This is a genomic window from Brucella ciceri, assembly GCF_041930145.1.
GTDB lineage: Bacteria > Pseudomonadota > Alphaproteobacteria > Rhizobiales > Rhizobiaceae > Brucella > Brucella intermedia.
The window spans coordinates 57,790-81,406 of record NZ_JBHEEV010000001.1 but is presented as its reverse complement, the minus strand read 5'-3'; the positions used below and the strand labels follow the sequence as shown (position 1 = coordinate 81,406).

Genomic DNA, 23,617 nt, shown 5'->3' with positions numbered 1-23,617 from the left:
TCCATGAGCAAGATGACCATGATCGAGGCGATCCAGAACGCCCATGACATTGCCATGGAACGCGACAAGAATGTCGTCGTGTTCGGTGAGGATGTGGGTTATTTCGGCGGTGTTTTCCGCTGTACGGCTGGCCTCCAGAAGAAATACGGCAAGGAACGCTGCTTCGACGCGCCGATCAGCGAGCTTGGCATCGTGGGCACTGCCATCGGCATGGCGGCTTACGGCCTTCGCCCCTGCATTGAAGTGCAGTTTGCGGATTATGTTTACCCGGCCTATGACCAGATCGTTTCGGAAGCGGCGCGACTGCGCTATCGCTCGGCGGGCGAGTTCACCTGTCCTATCGTGATCCGCATGCCTTCCGGCGGCGGCATCTATGGCGGGCAGACGCACAGCCAGAGCCCGGAGGCGCTGTTCACACACGTGTCGGGCCTGAAAACCGTCATGCCATCCACGCCTGCCGATGCGAAGGGCCTGCTGCTGGCGGCGATCGAAGACCCGGATCCGGTTATCATGTTCGAGCCGAAGCGCCTTTATAACGGGCCTTTCGACGGGCATCATGATCGCCCGGTGACCTCGTGGAAAAAGCATGATCTCGGCGATGTGCCGGAAGGCTATTACACCGTGCCGCTTGGCAAGGCCGCTATTCGCCGCGAAGGCAGCGACGTGACCGTGCTTGCCTATGGCACGATGGTTCATGTGGCGCTTGCCGCCGTCGAGGAAACCGGCGTCGATGCGGAAGTGATCGATCTTCGCACGCTTTTGCCGCTCGACACCGACACCATCATGGCTTCGGTGAAGAAGACCGGGCGCTGCGTGATCGTGCACGAGGCGACGCTGACCTGCGGCTATGGCGCGGAGCTTGCCGCTCTCGTGCAGCGTGATTGCTTCTACCATCTGGAAGCGCCAATCATCCGCGTCACAGGATGGGATACGCCTTATCCGCATGCGCAGGAGTGGGCCTATTTCCCCGGTCCGGACCGGGTGGGCCGCGCGCTTACATCGATCATGGAAGCTTGAGGGGGCGAAGCAAATGGCACATTTTACGATCAAGCTCCCCGATGTTGGTGAAGGCGTTGCCGAGGCCGAACTCGTCGAATGGCATGTGAAGGTCGGCGATGTCGTGCGCGAGGATGATCTTCTCGCAGCCGTCATGACCGACAAGGCAACGGTGGAAATTCCCTCGTCGCGCGCTGGCAAGGTCATCGCCATCAATGGCGAGGTAGGCGAGAAGATCGCGGTCGGGTCCGAACTGGTCCGTCTGGAGATCGAGGGCGGCTCGCCGGAGGAACAGGCTGAGGAAAAGCCGGTTCCAGCGGCAGCGCAAGCGGCCAAACCCCTACCGGCGCCGGCGCCTGAAACACCTGTTCTGTTGCAGACGCCTGTTCCACCGAAACCCGCTGTACCGAAGCGCGAAGCCGCAGGCAGTGCCTTCTCCGGCGCGGGACCGGTTCGCCAGGAAGGTGAAAAGCCGCTTGCCACGCCTTCTGTCCGGCTGCGTGCTCGCGACGGGGGCGTCGATCTGCGCCGGGTTCGCGGCACCGGACCGGCAGGACGCATCACGCATGACGATCTCGATCTCTATTTCCAGCAGGAAACCGGCGCGGCTCCCGCTCTATCCGGCTACGCGACCGACACCTCGGTCAATGAGATCAAGGTCATCGGCCTTCGCCGCAAGATTGCCGAACGCATGGCGGAAGCGAAACGCCACATTCCGCATATCACTATCGTCGAAGAGGTCGATGTCACGCAGTTGGAAGAACTGCGCAATAGTCTCAATAACGAGAAGAAGGAAGGCCGTCCGCGCCTGACGCTGTTGCCGTTCATCATCCGGGCAATTGTGAAAGCCGTGAAGGAACAGCCCGGCCTCAACGCGCATTTCGATGACGAAGCGGACATCATCCGCCAGTTCGGCGGCGTGCATGTCGGCATTGCCACACAGACGCCGAACGGCCTGATCGTGCCGGTGGTGCGCCACGCGGAAAGCATGAGCGTATTTGCGGCGGCTTCCGAATTGTCGCGCGTGACCGATGCCGCCCGCAACGGCACCGCCAAGCGGGAGGAACTGACCGGTTCCACCATCACCATCACGTCGCTTGGGGCTCTCGGCGCAATCGCCACGACGCCGATCATCAATCGTCCGGAAGTCGCGATTGTGGGCATCAACAAGATGGCCGTGCGTCCGATGTGGGACGGGGTGCAGTTCGTGCCGCGCAAGATGATGAACCTGTCATGCAGTTTCGACCACCGCGTGATCGACGGCTGGGATGCGGCGGTCTTCGTGCAGAAGCTGAAAAGCCTTCTGGAAGCGCCTGCGATGATTTTTGTAGAAGGCTGATCGAATGAGCGAGATTTCCTGCAAACTCCTGATCATCGGCGGCGGCCCCGGCGGCTATGTCTGCGGCATCCGGGCGGGCCAGCTTGGCATTGATACGGTGCTGGTGGAGAAGACGCGCCTTGGCGGCACCTGCCTCAATGTGGGCTGCATCCCGTCCAAGGCGCTGATCCATGCGGCCGACGAATTTCACCGGCTTTCCGTCTTTGCATCCAAGGGCGCGCTCGGTATTTCCGCCGAGAACCCGGCCATCGATTTCGCCAGAACGCTCGAATGGAAAGACGGCATCGTCAACCGTCTCAACAGCGGCGTTGCCGGTCTCCTGAAACGCTCGCGTGTGCGCATGTTCCATGGACAGGCGCGTTTTCTCGACGGAAAGACCGTTCTCGTTGAAACCGATACGGGTCGCCAGACGATCCACGCCGAAAACATCGTGATCGCGACCGGCTCGGTTCCCGTTGAAATTCAGGCGCTGCCTTTCGGCGGAAAAATCATTTCATCCACCGAGGCGCTGTCGCTGGAAAAGATACCGGAAAAGCTCGCCATCGTCGGCGGCGGCTATATCGGGCTTGAGATCGGCACTGCCTTTGCCAAGCTTGGTGCGAAGGTCACCGTGGTCGAGGCGACAGACCGCATCCTGCCGCAATATGATGCGGAACTCACGCGGCCCATCATGGCGCGCCTGAAGGCGCTCGGCGTCGAAGTCCTGACCGGCACTTCGGCCAAGGGACTTTCAAAGGATGAGGCCGGGCTGGAAGTCCTGACCGCCGATGGAACCACGAAAACCATCGAGGCAGACAGGATACTTGTTACGGTAGGCCGCAAGCCGCAGACCGATGGCTGGGGCTTGAGCGAAATCCGGCTGGATATGGATGGGCGTTTCATCCGGATTGACGAGCGCTGCCGCACCTCCATGCGCGGCGTCTACGCCATCGGCGACGTGACCGGCGAGCCGATGCTGGCCCATCGCGCCATGGCGCAGGGCGAGATGGTGGCGGAGATCATTGCCGGCGGCAACCAGGTATGGGACAAGCGCTGCATCCCTGCCGTCTGCTTCACCGATCCGGAAATCGTCACTGTCGGCCTGTCGCCGGATGAAGCCCGCAAGGCTGGCCATGAAATTCAGGTCGGCATCTTCCCGTTCCAGGCCAATGGCCGGGCAATGACCGTCGAGCGGGAAGACGGCATGATCCGTGTCGTCGCACGTGCGGATAACCACCTGATCCTTGGTATTCAGGCCGTCGGAGTTGGCATATCCGAGCTTTCATCTTCCTTCGCGCAAGCCGTGGAGATGGGTGCAAGGCTGGAAGACATCGCGGCAACGATCCACGCGCATCCGACATTGAGCGAGGGTTTTGTCGAAGCCAGCATGAAGGCGCTCGGTCACGCCTTACATGTTTGATGATTTACGCTCGTGCCGCCAGAGAAAGATGGCGGCACCGGCAACCATGGCGGCAAGCGCGAACCATGTGATTGCATAGGAAAAATGGCTGTTGCGGAATTTCACGACCGTCAGACCGCCGATGGGCAGCGCTCCGGCAGCGGAATTTGCATCGGCATCGATGAAATAGGGAGCGACCTGACCCAGATTGAGCTTCTGCGCAAAGGCTGCGACATCGCGCGAGTTCCAGTCGTTACGCGCCGGATCATTCGGACGCAGGAAAAACCCGTCCGGTTCCGGCATGCGCAATAGTCCGGTTACGGTCGTTTCCCCGGCAATTTGCGTTTCGTGGCGGGAAGACGGATCGCGCCTGTCGCTCGGAACAAAGCCGCGATTGATGAAAGTCAGCGCACCGTCGGGCGAGCGCATCGGGGTCAGAACCCAATAGCCCGCGCCGCGTTCGGTCAGCGCATGAACCAGTATTTCCTTGTCATTCAGGTAGGTTCCGGTCAGCTTGACGCGGCGGTACTCGTCATCCTTCTGGTTGACATTGGCCCAGTCGTCCCGTGCGGGTGCGGCGACCGGCTCGGCATGGACCCGCGCATCGACCCGTTCGATAAGATCGAGCTTCCATTGCAGGCGCTCCACCTGCCAGATGCCAAGCCCCATGAATAGAACGAAGAAAACCGCGCCCAGCACCGAAAACAGGCCGATGAAGAAACGCGAGGAAGGCTTCTGGACGGGTTGTTCATTCTTGGGGGAGGGCATCATCCTGTCCTTCAATCACGGCAGCTACAAAGCCTGATAGAGAAAGTGGCCTTCTATAGCAAAAATGCAATGGCGAGAAAGGGCAGAACCACAAAAGAACGTGATCGCTGAACTTGTCATCTGCGAGCCGGATTTCCCATAGTGGCGGAAAGAGAATCGCACCAGTTCTGGAAGTGGCTGAATATGACGGATTGCATCGTTGTGGGTGCCGGTATGGTGGGTGTCGGTACAGCGCTCGCCTTGCAGGAAAGGGGCTGGTCGGTGCTTCTTGTGGACCGAAGCGGTCCGGGAACTGAAACGAGCTATGGCAATGCTGGAATTATCCAGACAGAGGCCGTCAGCCCCTATGCCTTGCCACGCGCCCCTCTGGAACTGCTGAGGGCGGCGTTCGGCGCCAATAATCAGGTCGCATGGCGGCTTCGCGACATGCCACGCCAGGTCGGCCCGTTGTGGCGCTACTGGCATAATTCGGAAGCGGGGCGTCACCGCACGGCATCGCAGTTCTATGCACGCATGATCCGGCGCGCTGCCGATGATCATGCGCCGCTGATCGAAGCGGCGGGCGCTGAAAACCTTATCAGGCGGGCGGGATTGCGCGAACTGCATCGGTCTGCCCGATCGTTCGACCTTTCCGCACGTGACGCGGAGCTGAAAAGGCAGGAATTCGGCGTCGCCAGCATCATCGAGGACGGCAAGGCAGTCAGCGCCGCCGAGCCATCCTTGAAGGCAAATCTGGCCGGAGCCATTCACTGGACCGATCCCTGGTCATGTTCCGATCCCGGCGCGCTCGTCCAGTCCTATGCCAGCCTGTTCGTCAAGCGCGGCGGCACTTTCGTGCAAGGCGATGCGCGAGGCTTGCGGCAGGATGGTTCCGGCTGGCAGATTGATACGGCGGATGGCCCACATGCTGCGCGCCACGTCGTGCTCGCCCTCGGCCCGTGGAGCCCGGAAATCCTTCGCACTTTCGGCTATAAAATTCCGCTGGTTATCAAACGGGGATACCATCAGCATTTCTCCGGTGCGGGACCGAAGGTGCCTGTTCTCGATGTGAGCAATTCGACCGTTGCAACACCCATGCGCGCCGGATTGCGCATCCTGACAGGGGCAGAGCTGACGCCGCTCGGCAGCGTGGCGCGACACGAGCAGCTGAACAGGTCTATCAAGGCCATAAGCGAGCTTTTCGACATTGGCGCACCCGTGGAGCATACGCCATGGTTCGGCAGCCGACCCTGCATGCCGCGAATGCTGCCAGTCGTTGGAGAAGCCCCGCGACACAAGGGATTATGGCTGAATTTCGGGCACGGGCATCAGGGGTTCACGCTTGGGCCTACGACAGGGCGGATTCTGGCGGAGCGTATGACCGGGGAACCAGAGGACGCGAAGCTCTACAGCGCGCTCGCTCTTCGGCACTGAACAGCCTGTCCAAAAAAAAATTACAGCGCCTGCCGCATTCGGGACGAATGCGTGGCGCTGGGAAAAATCTCAGTATATCGCTTGGTTATCAGGCAAGTTTATGGATTTTACGTCTGCGGTGTGAATAGCCGCCCTTCGACAGGCGCAATACGTTGCAGACCTGTGTCTTGTCTTCCGAAGGCTTTGGCATCTGTTCATGGATGCGCCGCAGAATCTGCTGCGTAACTGTGCGTTCCTTATCGCTCGCTGCTGGACCGATAATAATGCTTTTCATCGATCATTCTCCCTATATTCTGGGCACGAGACGGCTTCCGAGGCTGCCTCGACCGATTATCAAGAATGTACGAATGAACTAAGTATTAACCAATTTTTATGTCTTGACAAGCGCATCTGCGCAACAGTCTGCAACCCATTGCAAAGCATGAAGAAAAGCCGAATCGCAGGCGCGATCCGGCTTCATTCTGTCATGCCTTACTGGTCAGTCGCGGTTGCCGGTCAGGATCTCGCGCTTTCCAACATGATTGGCCGGACCGACCAGGCCGTCCTTTTCCATCCGCTCGACGAGGGAGGCGGCACGGTTATAGCCGATACCGAGGCGGCGCTGGATATAGGAGGTGGAGCACTTCTTGTCGCGCATCACCACCTTGACGGCCTGCTCATACACGTCATCGCCATCTTCCGAGCCCATCGCGGTTGCGTCGAACACAGCCGCTTCCTGCGCTGCGTCTTCTTCTTCCTCGTCTTCCGTGACGGTTGCCAGATAATCCGGGCGTCCCTGTTCCTTCAGGTGATTGACCACCTTTTCCACTTCCTCGTCGGAAACGAACGGACCATGGACACGGACGATGCGTCCGCCGCCTGCCATATGCAGCATGTCGCCCTGACCGAGAAGCTGCTCGGCACCCATTTCACCGAGGATGGTGCGGCTGTCGATCTTCGAGGTGACCTGGAAGGAGATACGGGTCGGGAAGTTGGCCTTGATCGTACCGGTAATAACGTCGACCGACGGGCGCTGCGTTGCCATGATGAGGTGGATGCCGGCGGCCCGAGCCATCTGGGCAAGACGCTGGACTGCGCCTTCGATATCCTTGCCTGCAACCATCATCAGGTCGGCCATCTCGTCGATGATGACCACGATGTAAGGCATTGGTGTCAGGTCGAGTTCTTCCTGAATATAGGTAGCTTCACCCGTTTCCTTGTCGAAGCCGGACTGGACCGTGCACATCACGGTTTCGCCCTTGCCCTTGGCGGAAGCAGCACGGGCATTGAAGCCCTCGATGTTGCGCACGCCGAGGCGGGCCATCTTGCGATAGCGTTCTTCCATCTCGCGCACGGCCCATTTAAGGGCAACCACGGCCTTCTTCGGGTCGGTAACAACCGGCGTCAGCAGGTGCGGAATGCCGTCATAGATGGACAGTTCCAGCATCTTCGGATCGACCATGATCAGGCGGCATTCTTCCGGCTTGAAGCGGTAGAGCAGCGACAGGATCATCGTGTTGATGGCAACCGACTTGCCTGAACCGGTGGTGCCAGCCACCAGAAGGTGGGGCATCTTTGCCAGTTCCGCGATGATAGGCTCGCCGCCAATCCCCTTGCCGAGGCAAAGCGGCAGGCGATAGTTCGATGCCTCGAAGGTGCGGCTGTCGATCATTTCGCGCAAGTAGACGGTTTCGCGGTTGGCGTTCGGCAGTTCGATACCGATGACATTGCGGCCCGGAACGACCGCAACGCGGGCGGAAAGCGCCGACATGGAGCGGGCAATATCGTCTGCCAGACCGATGACGCGCGAGGATTTGACACCGGGCGCCGGTTCAAACTCATAGAGCGTGACGACCGGGCCGGGGCGGACATGGATGATTTCGCCGCGCACGCCGAAATCTTCCAGCACGCTTTCGAGGAGTCCGGCGCTGCGTTCCAGCATTTCCTGCGTGATGACATTTCCGTCCTGTTCGGGCGGCATCTGCAACAGGTCGCGCGGCGGGAACTCATAAGCGCCGTGCATGACGGGCGCTTCTGCACGGGGGAGGGGCTGCGGCTGGTAAAGCGCAATTGAAGGCGCGGCTTTTGCAACCGGCGCAGGCGCTTCAATCACCGGCTCGGCAACTTCCACGTCCCCGACGACATGCTCTTCCGCTTCCGAAACGGTCAGCACGATTTCATCTTCGGTGGCTTCGCCGACGACTTCCGGCGCAATCTCCGGCTCGGCCGCGACAGGCTGTGGCGCAGGCGCTTCCACTTCTGTCACAGCAACGGGCTGCGGTGCAGCCACTTCGACCGGAACAGGGGCAACCGGCGTCTCCGCGACTGGCTCGACAGGGGCGGCAGCAACCGGCTCAGGTTGCTTGTTCCATTCGCGAATGCGGAACTGCGCCAGAATGGATTCGACCGTTGGCAAAGGCTTGCGCGGTTCAGCCGGAACAGCCGAAACGAGAGGCTCCGCAGGCACAAGCGCAGTATCGACGCCGCAGCCTTCCCAGAAGGCAAAGTCGGATAGATAGGTGAATGCCGACGGCTGCTCGGGAGTTGCAGGCTCGGTTACAACAGCAACCACTTCCGGGGCGGCTTCTACAGGCGGTGTGACGACAGCAACGGGGACCGCGGGCATTGCAGGGGGAACGGGCGCCACCGGCGAACGAACCATGCCCTGCGATACGGTTTTCTGAAGCTCGGCAACAGCCATGGGTTGCTCTTCGGCAACCTTTTCAACGCTGATCACTGGCGCCGCGTCGGCTGCATGCGCCTGCGTCCGCTCATTGATGCTCGGCAGTTCCTCGCCCCGGCGACGCATGAGCTCGACTTCCGGCGTGCGGGTAAAGCGAACATTCTCACCGAGCGAGAAATGGATTTTCCAGGCATCATCGCTGGCAGGATTGTGGCTTCCCGTCTGGCCGCGAGGCTGCTTCGGGTCCTGAGCGTTCTCTGCACGATTTCCTGTCGATGGGGGGAAATTTTCTCTCAAATTACGCATGATACCTGAACCATAGATACTGTCGCCTGAATGAGCCCAAGTAATAAAAAATGAAGGTTAACAACCCCCTTCCGAAACAGCCCAGACGACAGAAATTTCTTGCAGCCAAATCGTGCCGCCGGAAGGCAGTTCGCAACGCATATCACCATCGGTTGCAACACAAAACCAAACAATAACAGCTTGATAAAGACGTTTCTTATATTGATTTATTCGAATTCGAACAATTACAGGTAGCGACGGCGGCCTGTTAATTTTGCCATTCCACGCATCGCCGGAGGTAAATGCCGCTGACGCGGGCAGACTCACCCGTCAGTCCCGTGCCAGCGCGACGACGGGGTCGAGCCTCGAGGCATTTCGGGCCGGAATGAAGCCGAAACCGATGCCGATCAGGCTGGAGCAGACAAGCGCAACCACGATGGATGCCGGCGAATAGATGAGCTGGAACATCGAGTTGAACTGCGCGAACAGCAGGCCGAAACCGACGGCGATGAGTACGCCCAGAACCCCGCCGATCAGGCAGACCAGAATCGCCTCGATCAGGAATTGCTGCAGGATGTCGCTCTGGCGTGCGCCGATCGCCATGCGGACGCCGATCTCGTTGATTCTTTCCGACACGGCGACGAGCATGATGTTCATCACCCCGATGCCGCCAACGAAAAGCGATATGCCGGCGATGCTGGATACGAGAAGGGCAAGCGTCGCAGTGGTGGCCTGAATCGTCTTTTGCAGGCTGTCGGTGTTGAAGATCGAGAAATCCTTTTCGCCATGCCGCTTGGTCAGGAATGCCGTTATCAGCTTTTCCGCTTCAGACGGGTCCATCGTGTCGGCGACGCGCACAAGGATCATCTGCAGGGAACGCGAGCCGGTCATGCGTGTCTGCACGGTGGTGTAAGGGACATAGACTTCGAGCCGCTGCGCGCTACCCATGCCGCGTTCCTCGGCCTTGACCACGCCGACGATCCGTACCGGCACCTTGCTCAGAAGGATAGTCTTGCCGACGACCGAACCCGCTTCGTGAGGAAAGAGCGTCTTCCGGGCGGTTTCATCGACCACCGCCACCTGCGCCAGATCGTTGACGTTGCGCTGATCGAAAAAGCGGCCTTCGAGCAGCTTGCTGTTGCGGGTAACGAAATAATCTGCGCCGACCCCGCTCACGGAAACGCTGACTTCCTTGTCCTCGACGCGGATCGTCGAACTGGTCGAACTGGACGGCGTTGCCGCCAGAACGTAGGGCAGCTTCGCGATTTCGGTCGCATCCGCCAGATTGAGCGTGGTGATAAGCGCCGCTTTCAGGTCGCCAAATCCCTTGCCGGGGCTGATATAGAGCGTATTGGTGCCCAGATCGCTGATCTGCTCGAGAATCTGCTTCTGCGACCCCTGTCCCAGTGCAACCACGCAGACAACCGATGCCGTGCCGATGATAATGCCGAGCATGGTCAGAAAGGTGCGGAGACGGTGCGCGTTCATCGAGCGAAGCGCCATCGAAAACGCCTCGTTGAAGCGATCCCACATCCCGGCGAAAAGCCTTGGCCTGGCGGGGGCCTGTTCAACCGGCACGGACGTCGCAGGGCGTTCGGTTTCACCGTTTCTCGTATCCGAAATGATCTCGCCGTCGCGAATTTCGATGATGCGCTGCGCACGGGCGGCGACCTGCCGGTCATGCGTCACGATGACGATGGTGCGCCCTTCACGGTTGAGCTCCTGAAGGATGCCGAGAACTTCTTCACCGCTATGGCTGTCGAGCGCGCCGGTCGGTTCGTCGGCAAGAATGACCTCCGCATCGTTGATGAGCGCGCGGGCGATGGAAACGCGCTGCTGCTGTCCGCCGGAAAGCTGGCTCGGGCGATGATGCGTGCGTTCGCCCATCCCGAGTCGTTGCAGGATCATGCGGGCTTTTTGACGCCGTTCTTCCTTTTTCTGGCCTGCATATATGGCGGGAATTTCGACATTGCCCACCGCATCCAGCTCGCCCAGCAGATGATAGCGCTGGAAGATGAAACCGAAATGCTCACGCCGCAACTGCGCCAGTTCATCGGCTTCAAGTTCCGATGTGGCGCGGCCGGAAATCAGATATTCGCCTTCAGACGGCCGGTCCAGGCAGCCGAGAATGTTCATCAGCGTCGATTTGCCCGAACCGGACGCACCGATGATCGCCACCATCTCGCCCCGCTCGATGGTCAGGTTCACATGGTTCAGAACCGTCGTGAAGTCGTCGCCCGAGGGGTAATGCCGGGAGACGCCCTTGAGCGAGAGCAGCGGCGCATCAGCCATGTCAGCTACCAGCCGGGGCGGGGGCCGCGACCTGATTGTCGGTCACGACCTTGTCCCCTTCGTTCAGGCCCGAACGAATTTCTATATTCACCTTGTCGGTAATGCCGGTTTCGACGGTCCGTTCTTCGATCTTGCCAGCGCCGGTCACGACGCGCACCTTGGCCTTGCCGGGTTCGTCCGTGTCTTGCAGAGCGGTTACGGGCGCGATCAAGGCGTCTTTTGCCCGTGCGAGCACGATATGAACCTCGGTGGTCATATAGGTCCTGAGCAGCCCATCCGGATTGGGAACCGTGAAAATGCCCTTGTAATAAATGGCGGAAGCGGTGGCAGTGCTGGAGGACGAACTTACTGCCGTAGTCGTGAAGCTCTTGTCGCTGACGATGGAATCCGGTGCGGGTTCGATCTTTTCCAGCTCGGCATCGTAACGCTTCGAATTTTGTCCCGCTATGGTGAAATAAAGCGGCATCCCCTCGCGAACCTGCGTCACGTCCGCTTCCGAAATATCCGCCTCCACCCTCATGGTGTCGAGCTGGCCCAGAATGGCGATTGTCGGCGCGCTCTGCTGCGCGTTGAGGGTCTGGCCTTCCTGAACCACGGTCGCGAGGATCGTTCCATCGATGGGCGCGGTTATGCGGGTATAAGCGAGATTGGTCTCGGCGATCTGCACCTCGACCTTCGCGGCAGCGATTGCCGCTTCGCTGTTCTCGACCTGCGCTTCCTTCACCTTCACGGTGCTGACCGCCTTGTCGTAATCGGCGCGCGCTACGGCATTCTTGCCGATCATCATCTGGTTACGCGCCAGATCCTGCCGGGCCAGTTCCAGATCGGCAAGATTCTGGGCACGGGTGGCTTCGTTCTGGCGAAGTGACGCCTGGGCCTTGTTCAGTTCGTTCTGCTGGTTGGTCGAGTCGATCAGGGCGACGACCTCTCCGGCTTTTATCTGCTGGCCCGGTTTCACTTTCAGGGAAAGAATGCGGCCCGTCGCCTGAGCGCCGATTGCGACCAGATTTTTAGGCCGCAGCGTGCCGGTGGCAAGAACCGAGCTTTCAATCTCGCCGCGCCTGATCTCTGTCGTGGCGGGCAGGGGCTCTTCCTTGGTCAGCGCACGAACGACGAAATAGCCGACGATCAGCAACGCGATGAGGACCGCCAGCCACAGGCGCCAGCGAAAACGGCGTTTCGACTTGGGTTTCATAGTGGTCTCTTATCGGTTGTCAGCGGAGGAATCCGTGTCGTTTTGACGATGCGGGGGCCTGTATAGCTGTCAACGACTTCCGGCTTCGCAACGTCGATGATGCCGTTCCAGCCGCCGCCAAGCGCTTTCTGCAAGGCGACATAATTCAGCACAAGCTCGGTCCGCGCCTGACTGAGCTCGGTTTCCGCGCCGAGAAGATCGCGTTGCGCCGTCAGCACATCCACGAAGCTCTTGGTGCCCGCCCTGTACTGCTCCAGCGTCAACTCGTTGATCTTCCGGCTGTTGCTCACGATTTTCTGCAGTTGCGCAACGCGCAGACGGTTCTGGTTGAGCGATACGCTGGCATTTTCAACTTCGCTGAGCGCCGTCAGGATGACCTTGCGATAGGCGATGAAGGACTGGTCGCGCGCAGCGCGCGCGGCATCCACATCCGCGCTCAATCTCCCGCCCTGGAAGATCGGGACGGTCAGGCTTGGGCCGAAGTTCCAGCTGATCGTCGACAGCTTTCCAAGATCGCCGAAATTGGCGCCGCCCGTATTGATGGCCCCCGTGAGCGAAACACTTGGATAGAGCAGGGCCTGCTTCTGGCCGACGCTGGCATTGGAACTTGCATAATCGCGTTCGGCTGCACGGACATCGGGGCGGCTCAGCAACAGATCGGCCGGAAGTCCGGCTGATATCTTGCCCGGAATGGCCGGGACCGGACGCGGCTTGTCCAGAACGCTGGCCAGCGACGATGAAGACCGCCCGGTCAGGACGGACAACTGGTTCAGATACTGGGCATAGTTGATCCGCAGTCCCGGCACCTGGGATTCTGTCCTGCTGGCCTGCGTTTCCGCATTCAGAAGATCGACCTGAGAAATCTGGCCAGCTTCAAGCTGGCTGCGCGTCAGTGCAACGGTCTGTCGCTGGGAAGCGGCATTGCGCTGCGCAATGGCAATATCGGCCTGCGCACCGCGCAACCGGGCATAATTGGTGGCGATATCGCCGATCAGCGTGACGAGCGCCGCCCGCAATTGTTCATTTGCGGATTCGACATTGTAATAGGCAGCTTCCACGCCGCGCTTGTTGCCGCCGAAAAGATCGAGTTCCCACGTGGTGTTGAAGCCCATGCTCGACTGATTGGTGGCGAATGTCGCCGGGGTGTCAGATCGCTTGTAGCTCCCGTCGCCATCGAGCTTCGGATAAAGCGCGCCGCCCGCCGAAGTGTAATTGGCGCGAGCCTGCCGCACCTTTGCCTTCGCAGTCGCGACATCGGGGCTGCCTGCAATACCGTCCGCTATCAGCTGATCCAGAACCGGGTCCTTCAGCTTTTTCCACCAGTCGCCCAGTTGCGGGATACGGCTGTCAGCCCTGCTGTTCCAACCGGCAGGCGTCACCACATTCGGCGTCTGATAATCGGGACCAACAGTGACGCACGCCGCCAGCATTGGCAGGATGCTTCCTAATACGGTCAGGCGAACAAGCGATATCGTCAATAAATGGGTCCTGAAATTCCGGTGCTGTCCTCGGACGGTATTCACCCACCGAAAACAAGACGCCCTTATATCTGCAACGGCAGCACCCAGGCACCCCAAGCTCGTGGGAGTATACCTTGGGCCACGTCGAGTCGCGTTTGGGTGGCATAATGCCATCCTTCGCCTTCGACCATCAGCGGATGATCGAAGTCAATTGTGGCAATGCACAGGAAATATCAGGATTGTGTGTGGAAGCCGTCAGCTTCCGCCAAGGTCTAGCCTCTGTCGTTTTCCAGCCAGTCGGCAAGCGAGCAGCGGTTTGCGGCGCGCCCGCGCATCGATTCGGCCATGCACATTGAATTGAGAACGGCTTCCTGCGTAGACTCCACTGCCGCGCGGAACAAGGTATCGATGCGGTTTTCATTGAGCACGGCGATCTCGACCACATCACGCGCTTCATCGTGATCGAATGTCACCGCCGTCGAAAAGCCGATGGCGATATCGCCGCTTCCATGGCCCCAGAAGGCGCCGAGACGCGCCAGCCCTGCGCCGCAGCGGCGCGTCACGCGCTTCAACTGGCGGTGTTCCATCGGAACATCGGTCGCAAGCACCAGAATGACCGAACCCTTTTCCGGTTGCGCTTCGGCCTTGGGCGAGGGCCTGCGTCCATCGGGAAGAACCAGATCACCGGCCCGACCGAAATTGGTGAGCGCCAGAACGCCGAGATGATGCACCTTGCCGCCCAGTTCGAACTGGCGCGAGGAGGTGCCGATGCCGCCCTTGAAGCCGAAACAGCTCATGCCGGTGCCTGCACCGACATTGCCTTCGCCAACAGTCGTTTCAGCAAACTTCAGAGCTTCCCTTGCGTCAGCTTCCGTAACGGCCATCGCCTGAATATCGTTGAGCGGGCCGTCATTGCATTCCAGAACGACCGGATTGACGGTTGCCGTGGTACGGCCAATATCGGGATTGGCCGCAATCGCCTCGCGGATCAATGCATTGGCGCAGGTTCCGACGCCGAACGTGTTGGTCAGCAGGATCGGCGTTTCCAGCGTGCCCAGTTCCTCGACCTGCACGAGACCGGTGCTCTTGCCGAACCCGTTGATGACATCGCAAGCGGCCAGCACCTTGCGGCGATACAGGTTGCCGTCATGCGGGATGATCGCCGTCACGCCGGTGTTTATATCGCCGCTGCGCAAGGTGCGGTGCCCCACGCGCACGCCCGGCACATCGGTGATGGCGTTATTCTCGCCCGGCTGCATGATGCCGCAAATGATGCCGTAGTCGCGTGCCTTGCCAGTCATGGTCATTTTCCGTTGATGCTAGAGCATTTCCAGCAAAAGTGCGAAGCGGTTTTGCGTAGGATAATGCGACAAAACAAATAGATAGAGCATTTCCAATGATTCAAGGAAACAGGAAATGCTCTAGGGGCAGGGCGTCAAAGACGCCCGGCCTCGATGATGCGTTTGAGGAAAGCCTGCGTGCGCTCCCCTTGCGGATTGCCGAAAATCTGCGACGGAGGGCCTTCTTCATAGACCTTGCCGTTTTGCAGGAAACAGACCTTGTCCGCAACCTCGCGGGCAAAACCCATTTCATGCGTGGCCAGAACCATGGTCATGCCCTTCTTGGCAAGATCACGCACAATGTCCAGCACTTCCGACACCAGTTCGGGATCGAGCGCCGAGGTGATTTCATCAAGCAGCAGCAGCGTCGGGTCCATCAGCAGGGCGCGCACGATGGCGACGCGCTGTTGCTGGCCGCCGGACAGGCGGTCCGGATATTCCTTCGCCTTGTGATCGAGCCCGATGCGTGCGAGCAGCGCCAGACCTTTTTCCTGGGCTTCCTTCACCGGCATGCCCAACACCTTTGTCGGCCCCAGCGTGACATTCTCCATTACCGTCATGTGCGGAAACAGATTGTAGCCCTGGAACACGATGCCGATCTCCCGGCGCAGAATGTCGAGGTCGACGCCCGGCCCGGTGACTCGATCGCCGTGCAGGCGGATTTCGCCTTCGTCGATGGTTTCCAGCCGGTTGATGCAGCGCAACAATGTGGACTTGCCGCAGCCGGAAGGCCCGATCAGGCACACGACCTGATGTTCCTCAATGTTGAGGCTGATCCCGGACAGAACTTCCAGCGCGCCATAGCGCTTATATGCCTTGTCGATTTCTACGAGTGCCATTGTCCGTCCCCCTTACATGCTCGAGCGCATTTTTCTGCGATCACGTTCGATCAGGCGATCGACAAAGCGGGCCTGCGGAATGGTGATGACGATGAACAGGATGGCGACAGTGGTGACAGCCGACAGGTTGAAGTAGTTCGCCGCGATGATCTTCGACTGGTTGAAGGCATCGATGGTGCCAATGATAGCGACCAGTGCGGTGTCTTTCTGCAGGCTGATGCAATTGTTCATCAGCGGCGGAATGATGCCGCGCACGGCAAGCGGCACAACCACATAGCGCATGGTGCGCGCATAGGAGAGGCCGAGCGAACGCGCCGCCGCAATCTGGCTTGGGTGCACGCTTTCAATGCCCGCGCGATAGACTTCCGACGTATAGGCGCCGTAGGTCAGCGTCAGCGCGATGATGGCATAGGCGTTGGACGACAGGTCTTTCAGGATCGGCAGGCCGGTCAGCGGCAGGCCGAAACCGATGAGATAGATCGTGATGATGGCTGGAAGCCCGCGAAACAGATCGCTGTAAAGCGTTGCAAGCACGCGGATCGGCTTGCCAGCCTTGCCCGGCAGGGTGCGCGCAATGGCGATGACGAGCGCCCAGACGAGGATGAGTATAGCCGAGACGAAGAAAATGACGATATTCGTGCCGAAGGCCTTCAGCACCGTGCCAGCCGATTTGGCGATCAGGCTGACGTCGAAGAAGGTCCGGCTGACGGCTGCGTCATTGACGATCATGAACCACGCGCCGGCGCAGATGATGAGGACCGCCACCGCATAGGAAATCACCTGCCAGGAAAGGTCGGATGTCTTTGCACCGAGTTCGCGGCCCCGGTAAATGTCCGCGCTCTTTCCGGAAGCGCCCGAAATCTGCACGGCGCGCCATGCGAACCACAGGACGGCGAGCGGCGCCAGCAGCAAGGCCGTGCCGACCGCGACGACGGGCAGTTCGGGCCAGCCCTGCGAAATCGTATAGGCCGAAACGCTATAGACCGTCAGGCCCGCAGCCAGAAGGGTGAGGAAGGAAAAGACGAAAGCGAACAGGGAACGACCGCCATGGGTGCGAACCTTGTTTCGGACACGCCATTGCCGCGCGCGTTCCGCGCCTGCATCCGGTGCCGGATAAGACATGATTTATTCTCGCTGAAACAGTATGGGGAACAGTCGGTCCGGGCCGCAACCGGCGTTGCGGCTGCGACCCGGGAGCCGTCAGATCAAGGCTTCCAGAGCGGAACGTCGGAAGGCGACGTACCCCAGGACGGAAGCAGATAGGCGGCTTCGAGCTTCTTCAGCGTGCCGTCCTTTTCCATGTCCTCGATCAGCTGATCGATGACTTTCTTGTTTTCCGAACCCTTCGGGTAGATGCCTGCGGTCTGGCCGCCGGACTCATACTTGCCGACAACCGCCAGCTTTCCGTTGGAATTGTGCACCTGTCCGAGAATGATCGAAAGATCGGTCATCACGGCATCGACCTTGCCTGCGGCAAGGGCGGTGAACATCGACGCCGTATCGTCGAACACGTCGAGGCTTGCGACCTTCAGCGTATCCTGTGCGAACGGAACCAGCGTCGTACCGGCCTGCGTTCCGATCTTCCCGGTCTTCATGTCGGCTTCTGTCACCGGCTTGTCGGCGCGCGCGGCGACACCGTAGGCGGAACTCATGTAAGGAACCGAGAAATCCACGACCTTCTTGCGCGGTTCGGTGACCGAGATCAGCGCGAGCGCGATGTCGTAATCCTTGTTCTGTCCGGCCACGATGGAATCGAACGAGGCGTTGACGAGCTTTACCTTGTCGAAGCCCAGACGATGCGCAATGTTGACGGCCATGCAGAATTCATAGCCGTCCTTGATGGTATCGGGCGTATCGCCGTTGAACTGGCCAAGGGCAGGCAGGTTGATGATGACGGTAAACTGTCCGTCGACCGCCGGATTGATCTTGGCCGAACCCTTTTCACCGGTCAGCGGGCAGTCGCCGTAACCTTCGGTGGCCGCCGATGCTGTTCCCGCACCTGCCAGCGCTGCCGCGCTGGCAAAAAGTGCACCATAGGCTGTATGTTTCAGTAGTCTTTTTATTGTCATTTTCCCCTCTTGCTTTCATTTTTTGAGGTTAAGGTTGAAATACCGGCTCCGCTCCCGTGCGAGCCATGTCCATGTAAATCTCCTGCAGACGGCGGGTGAGTGGCCCGGGCTTGCCGTCAGAGACCGTGTGATCCTGAATGCCGATGATAGGCGTCACGAAGCTCGATGCGCTCGTGAGGAATGCTTCCTTGGCGGCCTTTGCCTCATCGACCGTGAACAGGCGCTCCTCGATGCGAAGGTTCTGTTCTTCCGCGATCTTGATGACGGCACGGCGCGTGCAGCCGGGCAGGATGGCGTGAGAATTGGGCCGCGTTACCAGCACATTGTCAGCGGTGATGATGAATGCCGTCGAGGATCCGCCTTCGGTGACGAAGCCGTCTTCGACCAGCCAGACCTCGTGGAAACCCTTGCTCTTGGCCTGCTTCTTCGCCAGCACCTGCGCCAGAAGCATGACGGTCTTGATATCGCGGCGCGCCCAGCGCGTATCCGGCGCAACGTCCACCCGCACGCCGTTCTGGACCGACGGCGCATTGGCGAGGTTCTTCGCCTGCGTGAACATGACGAAATTGGGCTTGATGTCATCCGTGTAGACGAAATCGCGTTCGGCTTCGCCGCGCGTCACCTGCATATAGACGACGCCTTCGTGCATTTTGTTGCGGACGATGAGTTCGATCTGCGCGGCGCGGATCGCATCCAGCGAGGCAGGCAATGGTATTCCGAGTTCCTTGACGGAACGCTCCAGACGAGCCAGGTGAAGTTCGTTATCGACAAGACGGCCATCGATGACAGCGCTGACTTCGTAAATCCCGTCACCAAAAAGAAAGCCGCGATCGAACACCGACACTTTCGCTTCATTCTCAGCGACGAAAGCGCCGTTCAAATAAATTACCCTGGCCAAAACACGTCCTCGGACATCTGTGTGATTGATTGGTCCGGACGGTAGGAAAAAACTTTTGGAGCCGCCAATGCTATGTTTTGCAATAACTATGCTAAAATTGCATAAGGTGCAGGGGCGGCGAAACAAACGCGAGCGGCAGTATGAGAGACGGAAGATCGCCTCTCATACTTCAGGCATCGGCGCGGCCAACAGCCTTTCAAATCATTGCGCGGGGCGGGAGAGGGGCAGCCCTTTCTTGCCAGCGTAGAAGACCAAAATCGTGGCTCCCTCCTTGCCGGTATAACCCCGGTGAGCAATATCAACCGTTTCCGGCAGCACCTCTCCCGCCTTCAAGGTGCGTTTTTCACCGGTGGATTTTTTCTCCACGGTTAGAACCCCCTCCAAGACGTAGCCAACATTCGGGGCCGGATGTTCATGCCACGCCAGACGTCTGAAAGGTGAAATGGTAATTTTCAAAACAGAGAGCTGAGGGGTTCCTTCCGGATAGGACTTGTAAGCCGTCCCATCCCACGATTGTTCGGACTCCAGCAGTTTTTCACTCTTCACGCCGGGGGTGTTATTAGCATCCGCATGAGCGGACAAAGGAACAAACAGAGAGAAAGAAGACAAAAAACAAAGACTATAAATATATAAACGCATTATCATCCTTCCACGGTGGAAAAATCGTTTCTCGGATTACGTGGTGATATATACATTCGGCATGACTTGCCGCAACACCTATATATTTGACTGATATTTCGATTTTTACACTACCTATATTCAATTCCCACTATGACAGATCACCTGCATTTGAATTGAATAATCGCCTAAAAACTTTCAAATCTATTTACATATATATTTTCACGAGAACATCTGCGAAATCGGGTTTCGGCATGGTGAGCCGATGACGTTTTCATTTGCAATTAGTGTAGAAGAAAATAAGCGCTAATTATGATCATACGCATCACCTCCCCCTTGAGAAGGCCCGCCCTATGGAACTGAAATGGCTGGAAGACTTCATCGCGCTGGCGGCAACGTCGAGTTTCTCGCGCGCGGCAGATACCCGTCATGTGACGCAATCCGCGTTTTCCCGCCGCATCAAGCAGCTTGAACTCTGGCTGGGCGTTACACTGGTCAACCGGGCGACGTTTCCGGCCGAACTTACCCGGGAGGGACGAACCTTCCTGCCTGTCGCGCAGGAGACCGTTCGCCAGTTCTACAACACGCGCAAGGCGCTGCAACCGAGCCGCGAGGTTCAAAACCCCGTCCTCACATTTTCAGCGCTGCATACGCTGACGGTCACCTTCTTTCCGCACTGGCTGAAGCAGATCGAGAACGACATTGGCGGCATACGCTCGCTGCTCAGTCCGGATCGCGGCGGCTTCGAGGACAACATAGCGACGCTGACGGAAGGGGAGGTACATTTCTTCCTGACCTATGCGCACAGCTCGGTGCCGATCCTCATCGACCGCACGCAATTTCCCTATATCGTGCTTGGCACGGAACGGCTGTTGCCGGTCTCGCGCCCTTCGCCCGCAGGGCCGACGCTCGACCACGCCATTGCCAGCGGAGAACCGCTGCCATATCTGAGCTATGGCGACTTTTCCTTCTTCGGGGCCGTATTGTCGCAGAAATTTGCATCTGGCAACGCGTTCGAGCGCCAGGTAGTCCACGAGAACACCATGTCGATCGGTCTCAAGGCCATGGCGGTTGCCGACTGGGGCACCGCCTGGCTGCCGGAGAGCCTCATCTACGACGAATTGCGGCGAGGCGAGCTCGTACCGGCTTCTGCCGATCCCTACTGGGACGTCACTGTCGAAATCCGCATCTATCGTCATGATGCAGCACTTCCGGCCCATGCAGAAAGCTTCTGGGAATATTTGCAGGCAAAAGATCGGGCAATATCCGAAAAGGGCGATTGACAGCACCCCGCCGTCAGCGCTGTAAAAGGCAACATATCTTCAGCCGGTAGCAGGGGACACATCGCGGCATGAAAGTTACCATTGAACAGACGCTCGATCAGGCGGGTACGGGCGCATTTCAACGCGGTCTTCTGGGCGTGTTTGGTCTGGTCTGGGCCGCCGACGCCATGCAGGTGCTGGCCGTCGGCTTTACCGGCGCATCCATCGCGCGGACATTCGGGCTCACCATCCCGCAGGCATTGCAGACCGGCACGCTGTTTTTCCTCGGCATGCTGATCGGTGCTGCCGTATTCGGCAGGCTGGCGGACAAATACGGTCGTCGTCGCGTGCTTCTGGTCACCGTCGCCTGCGATGCCGTGTTCGGGTTGCTTTCGGCGTTCGCGCCAAATTTCGGCATTCTGCTTGCCCTGCGCTTCATGACGGGTGTGGCAGTGGGTGGAACCTTGCCGGTCGACTATGCGATGATGGCGGAATTCCTGCCCGCGAGGAACCGTGGCCGCTGGCTCGTGATGCTGGAAGGTTTCTGGGCGGTCGGCACGGTTATCATTGCGTTTGCGGCCTGGGCGACAAGTCTCGCGGGCGTCGAGGATGCGTGGCGCTATATCTTCATCGTCACCGCAGCCCCGGCTCTTATCGGCATCTGGCTGCGCCTCTGGGTGCCGGAATCCCCGATGCATCTTCTCAAGTCGGAACGCCCGGAAGAAGCGAAATCGGTCATGAACCGCGTGCTTCGCCGCAACGGCAAGCCAGAACTGCCGCCGAAAGCCCGCCTCGAAGCGCCGCTCATGGTCACCAATGAAAAGCTGCTCTCGCCCAATCTGCGCCAGCGCACGCTGACGACACTGGCGATCTGGTTCCTTGTTTCGGTTTCCTATTACGGCATTTTCACCTGGATACCGGCAAAGCTCGCCGGTGACGGCTTCGGCTTTGTCCGCGGCTATGGCTTCCTTGTCGTGGTTGCACTGGCGCAATTGCCGGGCTACGCGCTTGCCGCCTATGGGGTCGAGGCGTGGGGACGCAAGAAGACGCTGATTGCCTTCCTGTTCATCAGCGCTGCCGCCTGCGCGCTCTTTACCGTCGCCAACAGTTCCGCAGTCGTGGGTGCGTCCATTCTCATCATGAGCTTTGCGCTGCTTGGCACATGGGGCGCGCTCTATGCCTTCACGCCGGAGCTTTACCCGACCGGATTGCGCGCAAGCGGAATGGGAGCGGCAGGCGCGATGGCTCGCCTTGGCGGCCTGCTTGCACCGTCCGCGCTGGCGCTCGTCATCAGCCAGAGTTTCTATGTGGCAGTAGCACTGTTTGCGGGGCTTCTGGCGCTGGCCGGCATCATCGCCTTCTTCATCGATGTGGAAACGCGGCAGAAGGCGCTGGACTGACGATCAGGCCCGGAAGCCAATCCGGCTTCCGGCTTATTCAGCTATACTGTATTCGCCAGCCACTGCCTTCGGTAGGCGGCATAGGCGTCGTTGCGTGGCTTGAATATCCTGCCATGTTTTTCGGGAACGGTTGCGCCTGCAAGCAATCCGGCGCCAAGCGCGGTGCCGGTCGATCCCGTGACCGCTTCAACATCGCGGCCCGTAAAGTTCGCGAGGGCTTCAAGATAGGTCACGTTTCCAGCAAACGGGCCTTCGACAATGACCGGGCCATCGGCACCCAGCAGCCGAAGACAAGTTTCCGTCATCAGCGCGGCATAGATGCAGGCGGCAACATGGCGCTCCGCATCGCTGGTCGTCTCCGCGTTGATCCAGCGAAGGCTGGAATGCGGGTAGGGGCCGCAGCCGAGAACGGCCGAAGGCTGCGCCATGATCCGCCGCTCCAGCACCCGCGCCACAATATCAGGCAATTCGGCGGCCGGAGGCACGGACAATCCCTCGGTCATGAGGTCGAACTCGCGCCCGCCCATGTAACGCGCAGAAGGCACCGCTCTTCCATAGGCATCGACATTGGCCAGAGTGTCTCGCGCCGGGTCCAGCCCGTCGAGATTGCCGCCAACGGCAAAGCTGACGACCCATGTCCCGGTCGAAACGACGGAAAACGGACCTTCGCGATCCATCAGATGCGCCAGCAGCGACGCGTTGGAATCGTGGATGCCGCAATGAACAGGCACAGACCGGCTCAGGCCGATTTTCTCGGCAATTTCAGGAAGCACGTTGCCGAGCGCATCGAAGGCGGAGCGAAGCGGCGGAAATTTCTCGCGGATGTCCAGCCGGTCAACGAGGTGCGAGAAGGCGGATTCCTTCGGCAGCCATAGATCGGTGTGGCACCCGAGCGACGTCACTTCCGTAGCCGCTATGCCGGTCAGGCGCCACGCCCAATATTGGGGATAGGTGAATATGAAATGGGTCCGCGTAAAATCGTCTGGAAACGCGGTCTTCAGAAAATGAAGCTGCGCACCAAGGTTGAGGCCGAGCGAAAGCGACGGGGAAAACGTATCCTTGAAATCGGGTTTGATGGCGGCATAGGCGGCACGGATTTCTGCCGGATAGTCGAGTTCATAATCGAGGACAGGCATCGCCAGAGTGCCGTCCGCCGCGACAAGGGCGGCTGATGCGCCGTGCGTCGTGATTGAAATGGCGTCGAAGCCCGGATCTCGGGCAAAAGCTGCAAGACTTTTCAAGAAAAAGCGCCACAGCCCGTCAATGTCATAATGCGGATAGGGACCATCGCGCAGCACAATATTGGGCATGCGGCTGGCCGCAATCTCTTCGCCGCTCGCCGCATCCAGCACAACGACCTTGGCGTTTGTCTTGCCTATATCCAGAATGGCAATGTGTTTCAT

At 59.3% G+C, this 23,617-nt stretch carries 18 protein-coding genes and 1 pseudogene; 6 read left to right on the top strand and 13 right to left on the bottom strand.

All coding sequences use genetic code 11. From position 1 onward, the window contains the following. Positions 1 to 3: 3 nt before the first annotated feature. The 3 genes from JNC63_RS00345 to lpdA are packed head-to-tail and all read left to right on the top strand — an operon-like array spanning position 4 to position 3,734. On the top strand, positions 4 to 1,017 hold the full coding sequence (locus tag JNC63_RS00345; protein ID WP_021586063.1) for an alpha-ketoacid dehydrogenase subunit beta: 1,014 nt from the start codon (positions 4 to 6) through the stop codon (positions 1,015 to 1,017). Between the two features lie 13 nt (positions 1,018 to 1,030). Beyond that, positions 1,031 to 2,335: a dihydrolipoamide acetyltransferase family protein gene (locus JNC63_RS00340; RefSeq protein ID WP_021586062.1), complete on the top strand. Its 1,305-nt coding sequence runs from the start codon at positions 1,031 to 1,033 to the stop codon at positions 2,333 to 2,335. A gap of 4 nt (positions 2,336 to 2,339) precedes the next feature. Beyond that, positions 2,340 to 3,734 (top strand): dihydrolipoyl dehydrogenase, encoded by a 1,395-nt coding sequence (gene lpdA, locus JNC63_RS00335; RefSeq protein ID WP_021586061.1) that lies wholly within the window; start codon positions 2,340 to 2,342, stop codon positions 3,732 to 3,734. On the opposite strand, the gene JNC63_RS00330 is transcribed toward lpdA, so the two are convergent. Then, a complete protein-coding gene (locus JNC63_RS00330) occupies positions 3,723 to 4,484 on the bottom strand; it encodes an SURF1 family protein (protein ID WP_021586060.1) in 762 nt (253 codons plus the stop codon). The two genes, lpdA and JNC63_RS00330, sit on opposite strands and share 12 nt — an antisense overlap. 180 nt (positions 4,485 to 4,664) lie before the next feature. On the opposite strand from JNC63_RS00330, the gene JNC63_RS00325 reads away from it, so the two are divergent. Then, positions 4,665 to 5,894, top strand: coding sequence for an NAD(P)/FAD-dependent oxidoreductase (locus JNC63_RS00325; RefSeq protein ID WP_021586059.1), 1,230 nt, complete (start codon positions 4,665 to 4,667; stop codon positions 5,892 to 5,894). 88 nt (positions 5,895 to 5,982) lie between these two features. Here JNC63_RS00325 and JNC63_RS00320 read toward each other — a convergent pair whose 3' ends face one another. The 11 genes and pseudogenes from JNC63_RS00320 to JNC63_RS00270 form a co-directional block, all read right to left on the bottom strand. Next, entirely contained in the window at positions 5,983 to 6,168 is a 186-nt protein-coding gene (locus tag JNC63_RS00320) for a hypothetical protein (protein ID WP_006468822.1), read from the bottom strand. A 204-nt stretch (positions 6,169 to 6,372) separates the two neighbouring features. Then, positions 6,373 to 8,400 (bottom strand): annotated as a pseudogene (locus JNC63_RS00315) (DNA translocase FtsK); the annotation flags it as partial. A 771-nt stretch (positions 8,401 to 9,171) separates the two neighbouring features. Further along, a complete protein-coding gene (locus JNC63_RS00310) occupies positions 9,172 to 11,133 on the bottom strand; it encodes a MacB family efflux pump subunit (protein ID WP_006468825.1) in 1,962 nt (653 codons plus the stop codon). A gap of 1 nt (position 11,134) precedes the next feature. Beyond that, complete coding sequence (locus JNC63_RS00305) at positions 11,135 to 12,328, bottom strand: efflux RND transporter periplasmic adaptor subunit (protein ID WP_006468827.1); 1,194 nt, start codon at positions 12,326 to 12,328, stop codon at positions 11,135 to 11,137. Next, positions 12,325 to 13,806 (bottom strand): efflux transporter outer membrane subunit, encoded by a 1,482-nt coding sequence (locus JNC63_RS00300; protein ID WP_112669803.1) that lies wholly within the window; start codon positions 13,804 to 13,806, stop codon positions 12,325 to 12,327. Before JNC63_RS00300 ends, JNC63_RS00305 begins: the two co-directional genes overlap by 4 nt. Positions 13,807 to 14,060: 254 nt before the next feature. After that, complete coding sequence (locus JNC63_RS00295) at positions 14,061 to 15,089, bottom strand: DmpA family aminopeptidase (protein WP_063620427.1); 1,029 nt, start codon at positions 15,087 to 15,089, stop codon at positions 14,061 to 14,063. 134 nt (positions 15,090 to 15,223) lie between these two features. Continuing rightward, complete coding sequence (locus tag JNC63_RS00290) at positions 15,224 to 15,967, bottom strand: amino acid ABC transporter ATP-binding protein (RefSeq protein ID WP_006468831.1); 744 nt, start codon at positions 15,965 to 15,967, stop codon at positions 15,224 to 15,226. A 12-nt stretch (positions 15,968 to 15,979) separates the two neighbouring features. Further along, on the bottom strand, positions 15,980 to 17,089 hold the full coding sequence (locus JNC63_RS00285) for an amino acid ABC transporter permease (RefSeq protein WP_021586056.1): 1,110 nt from the start codon (positions 17,087 to 17,089) through the stop codon (positions 15,980 to 15,982). An 83-nt stretch (positions 17,090 to 17,172) separates the two neighbouring features. Further along, the gene (locus JNC63_RS00280; protein WP_021586055.1) at positions 17,173 to 18,036 is read right to left on the bottom strand and encodes an ABC transporter substrate-binding protein; all 864 of its coding nucleotides are present in this window, start codon (positions 18,034 to 18,036) and stop codon (positions 17,173 to 17,175) included. Positions 18,037 to 18,064: 28 nt separating this feature from the next. Then, a complete protein-coding gene (locus tag JNC63_RS00275) occupies positions 18,065 to 18,934 on the bottom strand; it encodes a D-amino-acid transaminase (RefSeq protein ID WP_006471014.1) in 870 nt (289 codons plus the stop codon). Positions 18,935 to 19,135: 201 nt separating this feature from the next. Further along, on the bottom strand, positions 19,136 to 19,573 hold the full coding sequence (locus JNC63_RS00270) for a cupin domain-containing protein (protein ID WP_021586054.1): 438 nt from the start codon (positions 19,571 to 19,573) through the stop codon (positions 19,136 to 19,138). Between the two features lie 332 nt (positions 19,574 to 19,905). Here JNC63_RS00270 and JNC63_RS00265 point away from each other — a divergent pair, with 332 nt between their 5' ends. Further along, entirely contained in the window at positions 19,906 to 20,835 is a 930-nt protein-coding gene (locus JNC63_RS00265; RefSeq protein ID WP_021586053.1) for a LysR family transcriptional regulator, read from the top strand. A 68-nt stretch (positions 20,836 to 20,903) separates the two neighbouring features. Further along, positions 20,904 to 22,214 (top strand): MFS transporter, encoded by a 1,311-nt coding sequence (locus JNC63_RS00260; protein ID WP_021586052.1) that lies wholly within the window; start codon positions 20,904 to 20,906, stop codon positions 22,212 to 22,214. Between the two features lie 41 nt (positions 22,215 to 22,255). Here the strand turns inward: JNC63_RS00260 and JNC63_RS00255 are convergent, their stop codons facing one another. Continuing rightward, positions 22,256 to 23,617, bottom strand: a complete 1,362-nt coding sequence (locus JNC63_RS00255) for an FGGY-family carbohydrate kinase (protein ID WP_021586051.1) — start codon at positions 23,615 to 23,617, stop codon at positions 22,256 to 22,258.

What these genes read in the sequence shown, in the direction of transcription:
- JNC63_RS00270 (WP_021586054.1), bottom strand. Translation starts at nt 19,573, where the DNA reads ATGCGTTTATATATTTATAGTCTTTGTTTTTTGTCTTCTTTCTCTCTG.
- JNC63_RS00255 (WP_021586051.1), bottom strand. Translation starts at nt 23,617, where the DNA reads ATGAAACACATTGCCATTCTGGATATAGGCAAGACAAACGCCAAGGTC.
- JNC63_RS00295 (WP_063620427.1), bottom strand. Translation starts at nt 15,089, where the DNA reads ATGACTGGCAAGGCACGCGACTACGGCATCATTTGCGGCATCATGCAG.
- lpdA (WP_021586061.1), top strand. Translation starts at nt 2,340, where the DNA reads ATGAGCGAGATTTCCTGCAAACTCCTGATCATCGGCGGCGGCCCCGGC.
- JNC63_RS00280 (WP_021586055.1), bottom strand. Translation starts at nt 18,036, where the DNA reads ATGACAATAAAAAGACTACTGAAACATACAGCCTATGGTGCACTTTTT.
- JNC63_RS00260 (WP_021586052.1), top strand. Translation starts at nt 20,904, where the DNA reads ATGAAAGTTACCATTGAACAGACGCTCGATCAGGCGGGTACGGGCGCA.
- JNC63_RS00310 (WP_006468825.1), bottom strand. Translation starts at nt 11,133, where the DNA reads ATGGCTGATGCGCCGCTGCTCTCGCTCAAGGGCGTCTCCCGGCATTAC.
- JNC63_RS00305 (WP_006468827.1), bottom strand. Translation starts at nt 12,328, where the DNA reads ATGAAACCCAAGTCGAAACGCCGTTTTCGCTGGCGCCTGTGGCTGGCG.
- JNC63_RS00330 (WP_021586060.1), bottom strand. Translation starts at nt 4,484, where the DNA reads ATGATGCCCTCCCCCAAGAATGAACAACCCGTCCAGAAGCCTTCCTCG.
- JNC63_RS00285 (WP_021586056.1), bottom strand. Translation starts at nt 17,089, where the DNA reads ATGTCTTATCCGGCACCGGATGCAGGCGCGGAACGCGCGCGGCAATGG.
- JNC63_RS00265 (WP_021586053.1), top strand. Translation starts at nt 19,906, where the DNA reads ATGGAACTGAAATGGCTGGAAGACTTCATCGCGCTGGCGGCAACGTCG.
- JNC63_RS00320 (WP_006468822.1), bottom strand. Translation starts at nt 6,168, where the DNA reads ATGAAAAGCATTATTATCGGTCCAGCAGCGAGCGATAAGGAACGCACA.
- JNC63_RS00290 (WP_006468831.1), bottom strand. Translation starts at nt 15,967, where the DNA reads ATGGCACTCGTAGAAATCGACAAGGCATATAAGCGCTATGGCGCGCTG.
- JNC63_RS00340 (WP_021586062.1), top strand. Translation starts at nt 1,031, where the DNA reads ATGGCACATTTTACGATCAAGCTCCCCGATGTTGGTGAAGGCGTTGCC.
- JNC63_RS00325 (WP_021586059.1), top strand. Translation starts at nt 4,665, where the DNA reads ATGACGGATTGCATCGTTGTGGGTGCCGGTATGGTGGGTGTCGGTACA.
- JNC63_RS00345 (WP_021586063.1), top strand. Translation starts at nt 4, where the DNA reads ATGAGCAAGATGACCATGATCGAGGCGATCCAGAACGCCCATGACATT.